This is a genomic window from Nocardia pneumoniae NBRC 100136, from assembly GCF_000308755.1.
GTDB lineage: Bacteria > Actinomycetota > Actinomycetes > Mycobacteriales > Mycobacteriaceae > Nocardia > Nocardia pneumoniae.
The window spans coordinates 129,567-134,084 of record NZ_BAGF01000016.1 but is presented as its reverse complement, the minus strand read 5'-3'; the positions used below and the strand labels follow the sequence as shown (position 1 = coordinate 134,084).

Below are 4,518 nucleotides of genomic sequence, written 5' to 3'. Positions count from 1 at the left end.
TCCGGTGCTTACACCCGGCCCGGCTGCCGGTGCAGCCCCAGCTGTCTGGTCGCCCGTGGCGGTACCGGCCTGGTCAGCAGTCGGTGTCGAACTCGGCCGCCTGCCCACTCGCGGCATGGGCGTGCGTGCGGCACTCTCCATCCGGGATCTCGCGCGGCGCGCGTCGTCGCTCGACGCGTCGGTCTGCCTGTCCGATCGGGCTCTCGTGCTCGCGTCACCGGTACCAGAGTTCTGCGTACCGTGGGAAACCGTGCTTGCCGCAGTGGAATTCGCGCTTCCAGGGGCGCTCGCGTGCGTGGCGGTAGTCGCGTTCGTGGGAGCAGTCGCGTTCGTGGGAGCAGTCGCGTTCGGATCCGCAGCACCACCGCCAACCCCATCCCCAGCACCGCGGCCAACCCCATCCGCATCCCGAGCGCCACGCCCATCCCCAGCACTGCGGCCATCCCCATCCCCAGCGCCACGCCCATCCCCAGCGGCGCGGCCATCCCCATCCCCTGCGCCACGCCCATCCGTAGCGGCGCGGCCATCCCCATCCCCTGCGCCACGCCCATCCGTAGCGCCGCGGCCATCCGTAGCGCCGCGGCCATCCGTAGCGCCGCGGCCATCCGTAGCGCCGCGGCCATCCGTAGCGCCGCGGCCATCCGCCGCCCCCTCCCCAGCGTCACGCCCAGCCCCAGCGTCACGCCCAGCCCCAGCGGCGCGGCCATCCACAGCTCCATGCCCAACCCCAGCACCGTCGCCAGCCGCAGCAGCACGCCCATCCGCAGCACCGTTGGTTGCCGTGCCTGCCGCCGTCCCAGCGTTCGCGCCCGAAGCGGACGGGTCCGCGCTGGCGGGTGTGGTGCGCGGATTCGGCGTGGTGCCGTCGCCGGTGACGCCCGGGCCGGGGCCTTGCCTGCCGATCAGGAAGTAATCGCGTTGGGTCATCGGCGCACCGGAGTAGTCCGAGCCGCCGTGCCAGCCGTAGTACATGCTCGGCCCGATACCACCGAGCACGCCACCGGTGATCGAGCGCGGGTCCAACTCCCAGTTCCCCGTGCCCCATCCGGTCGCCACGTACGCCGCGAATGCGCCCGCCAAGCCAGCGCCTGCGCCGACGATCGCTCCGCGGCCGAGCCCACCCCATCGGTTCGGTCGCCACGGCAGCCCGCGCACCGCGTAATGCAGTCCGAACCCGGCGCCACCACCCGCCGCACCGGCGACGGCGGAGATCCACGCGTTCTGCCAGAGCTGCTGCAGGTTCCAACCGTCCTGGTAGTCCATCCCCTGCAGCGCCGCCTGCACCGCGGCTTCCTGGCTGGTGCCCTGGAAGATTTCGACGAGACCTTCCTGGATCATCTCGTAGACGACCTTGGCGCTGATATTGGCCACCACGGTGTTGGTGATCACCCGGCCGAGCAGCGATTCGATCGCCGATGTCAACCGGCTGCCGATGAGGCGGAACTGCATCTGCGCGTAGGAAATCGCGGCGATTTCGATGCTGGGACCGACCGGCCCCATCACCACGGCCCAAGCCAATTCCCCCGCCAGCCAGGCCAAACTGATGATTCCATTCAGTTTGGCGCCGACAACTTGGCCTCCGAAGTTGTGGATACCGTCCGCCAGGCTGCCGTAGCCCTTGGCCATCTCCTCGGCCTGCGCCCGAAGATCTTCCAACCCGGCGACAATCGCCGCACCACCGTCGTCCGTCGGGAGGGCAGCCTTGATGATGCGGATGGCATCGTCGATCTTCGGCAGCTCTTGTTCCAAGATCTGCTTCTGCAGATCTTGGAATCCCGTCTTCATGACATCGGCGAAATCTTCATTGCCGATCGGAATCTCCGAACCGGCCACATAGCCGAGCAACCAGGCTAGATCGGCGGGAGGAAACGGAATAGCCATTTCAGCTCATAGCCGTTTCGGTATCGCAGGTATCGCACCGCGCAGGGGTCGTCGAACCCGGATTCACCCTGCTCGACGACCGTTCAGCGGTCATGTAACGCCATCGCAAGGTCACCAACTGGATTCGGAAACCCCCGGGCCTCGGCCGGAGGTACCCCGACGGAGGTCGACATGCTCGACGTCGGTGAACGTCATCGTCGATTCTTCCGCCTCCATGTCGAAAGCCGCGCGCTCGGCCGAACCCGGTGCGGCAGTGGACACTTCCGGCTCCGCTGGCATCTGGAATTCGGGTAAGCCCTCGAGCACATCCGACAGTTTCGGTCGGTTCGCGCGCTCGGCCATCAGCGGCTTCGCCAAATCGTATGCTCGGCGGGTGACTTCTTCGGCCGCTTTCTGTGCGGCTTCGGTCACCGCCGCGGCGATCTCGTCATAGCTCAATTCGTCTATATCGTCAGCGAATACGGTCTCGATGACCACGCTGTTGGCGTTGACGGTGACGGTGACCTTCTTGTCTCGCACCGATGCGGTCGCGGTCAGCCGGGCGCGCTGCTGTTGCAGCTGCGCGACCAGTCGCATCTGCCGCTGGTAACTCTCCATCGCCGACGCGGCGGCGTCGGAATATGGTGCAGACATGGAGTCAGACCGTTCGCCGGATGTTCTCGCCGGACGTGTGATCGGTCCCGCTGAACAATGTCTTGGCGCCCTTCTTGCCGCCGACCCCTTCGGTGTACCGGCGGAACGACTCGGATACGGCCTCAGAGGCATGGGCAGATGATTCGCAGTTGTTCTTGAACCCCTTTTCACCGTCGGTGAATTGGTGGCCGTAGTGATCGTTGCCGCATGCCACGGTCATATGCCCCATGACGTCCTTCGTGCTAGCCGCGATTTCCTCGAAATCGCGGCGCAGCTCGTCGAGCACACTGGCTGCGAGCTCCAGGCCGTCGTAATCGGCCTCAACCTTCTTCGGCATAGCGGTACCTCATCTTCCTAGCGCGTCAAGCGATGTCATCATGCCTGGGCACCCTGACGCTCCTGGAAGCGCTGCTCGAAGCCCTTCACGAACGTCGTCGGGGCGATCGACGAGGACGAGTGCTCCAACACGCCGTCGTCGGCGATGTAGAAGATGGCGCGGCCGATCGCGATCTCGCCCTGCGGTACCGGCACATACACCATCCAGCCGCAGCTGAACCGGTCGGCGACCAGTTGGTCCAACGGGTACCCGGTGGTGTCCAGACCACGGCCCTCGATGTAGCTGCGCACTCGGAAGATGGCTTCTTCCTCGGGCATCTGCTGCGGCAGCGACGCGACCACACCAGCCAATGTCAGCTGGTACATCGCACCGTCGATGTCGAACCGGCTTTCGTCACCGAACACATTCACCACGGTCTCCCGGGTGACCACACCGACCTCAGCAGCCGACACCAGAGCCGCTGCGGCGGAACGATGTTCGGCGCTCGGTGGCTGCGCGGCCAGACCTGCGACGATGCCGACCACGGCACTCGCGGTCCACACCCCGGGCACGGCAGTGGCGCATTGCTCCGCCGGCGGGGACTCACCCCGGTACCAGCGGCCACCCTCCCACCAGTAGACGAACGACATCAATCCAGTCGCCGCACGCGGGTTCAGCACCGGGTTGGCAACCCATTCCGGCGCGCCCGCATAGAACTTCGGCATCGGGGCACCGTCGTTGTAGGTGGCGTCCAAATTCGGAGCCTCCCACACCCCACCGGACAGCACCGCCCGGCCGTTCGGCAGCGCATACAGCGTGGAACCGCCGCGGCGCGAACTCTCGAACCAACCCATCGACGGCAACACCCGCGGACCCCAATCGGATCGCGCGGCCACGAACGCCGCGGCGATGCACGCCCACCGTGCCCACATCTCCGGGAAGTCCGGGAACTCGTTCTCCGCCAGCACCGGCCACACCTTCGCGGCCTTGTCCGCCCTGGCCGCGACCGCGGCGTCCTGCGGCGTGCGCGTCTGACGGTCACCGTGACCGATGTACGCTGCCAGCCACACCGGCAGCGTGTCACGCGGATACTCCGCCAAGTCGGCGCGATAGGCCTCCGGGTCGAACAACTGCCCGTCCGGGAAAGGCTCGTCACCGAAGTCGTAGTCGACCTCGAACTCGCCGTCGGAACTCAACCGCACCAGCAGCCGCCACCACGGCTCCCCGTCCAACTCCGCGACCAGCGCCCGGTGTTCGCGCACCTGCTCCAACACCGGCGCGGGCGGCTCGGCCCGCATCGAACGCTCGCGGTCGGTGTAGACGACTTCGGCGACTCCAGTGGTTGTGGTCAGCACGAAAACCGCGTCCAACTGCTGCCACCCGGACGGACCAGATTCGCCCAGCGCGTCGGCGATCTGCCGCGCCAACACCCGATCCCGGCTGTCGGCGGTGTCCTCCTCGCCCGGCTCGGCCGCACCGCCCGGCTCAGCGGTACCGTCCGGTGTCAGGCTGAAACCGACGTCCGGCGCCTCGTTGTCCTCTCCGGGGCCGCCTGGGTTTTCCTTGTTCTGATCGCTCACTGTTCGCTTCCGCCAGTCGTCCTCATCCGGCCTACGCCCTTCCCTGCCTCCCGCATTCTTACACGACCTCCGCAAACGTCTCGACCACAGATTCTCACGAGCGGGAAG

Annotated in this window: 5 protein-coding genes; 1 reads left to right on the top strand and 4 read right to left on the bottom strand. The window is 66.9% G+C overall.

From position 1 onward, the window contains the following. Positions 1–8 precede the first annotated feature (8 nt). Positions 9–761, bottom strand: a complete 753-nt coding sequence (locus ON34_RS35770; RefSeq protein WP_157172162.1) for a hypothetical protein — start codon at positions 759–761, stop codon at positions 9–11. A gap of 400 nt (positions 762–1,161) precedes the next feature. Between ON34_RS35770 and ON34_RS35765 the strand changes: the two genes are divergently transcribed. Next, positions 1,162–1,854: a hypothetical protein gene (locus ON34_RS35765; RefSeq protein WP_157172161.1), complete on the top strand. Its 693-nt coding sequence runs from the start codon at positions 1,162–1,164 to the stop codon at positions 1,852–1,854. A gap of 138 nt (positions 1,855–1,992) precedes the next feature. On the opposite strand, the gene ON34_RS03960 is transcribed toward ON34_RS35765, so the two are convergent. From ON34_RS03960 to ON34_RS03950, 3 genes are read right to left on the bottom strand one after another with little or no spacing between them, the layout of a single operon-like run. Continuing rightward, positions 1,993–2,514 (bottom strand): YbaB/EbfC family nucleoid-associated protein, encoded by a 522-nt coding sequence (locus ON34_RS03960; RefSeq protein ID WP_040774357.1) that lies wholly within the window; start codon positions 2,512–2,514, stop codon positions 1,993–1,995. Positions 2,515–2,518: 4 nt separating this feature from the next. Beyond that, the gene (locus ON34_RS03955; protein ID WP_040774354.1) at positions 2,519–2,851 is read right to left on the bottom strand and encodes a hypothetical protein; all 333 of its coding nucleotides are present in this window, start codon (positions 2,849–2,851) and stop codon (positions 2,519–2,521) included. Positions 2,852–2,889: 38 nt separating this feature from the next. Next, positions 2,890–4,410 (bottom strand): hypothetical protein, encoded by a 1,521-nt coding sequence (locus tag ON34_RS03950; protein ID WP_083889125.1) that lies wholly within the window; start codon positions 4,408–4,410, stop codon positions 2,890–2,892. Between the last annotated feature and the right edge of the window lie 108 nt (positions 4,411–4,518).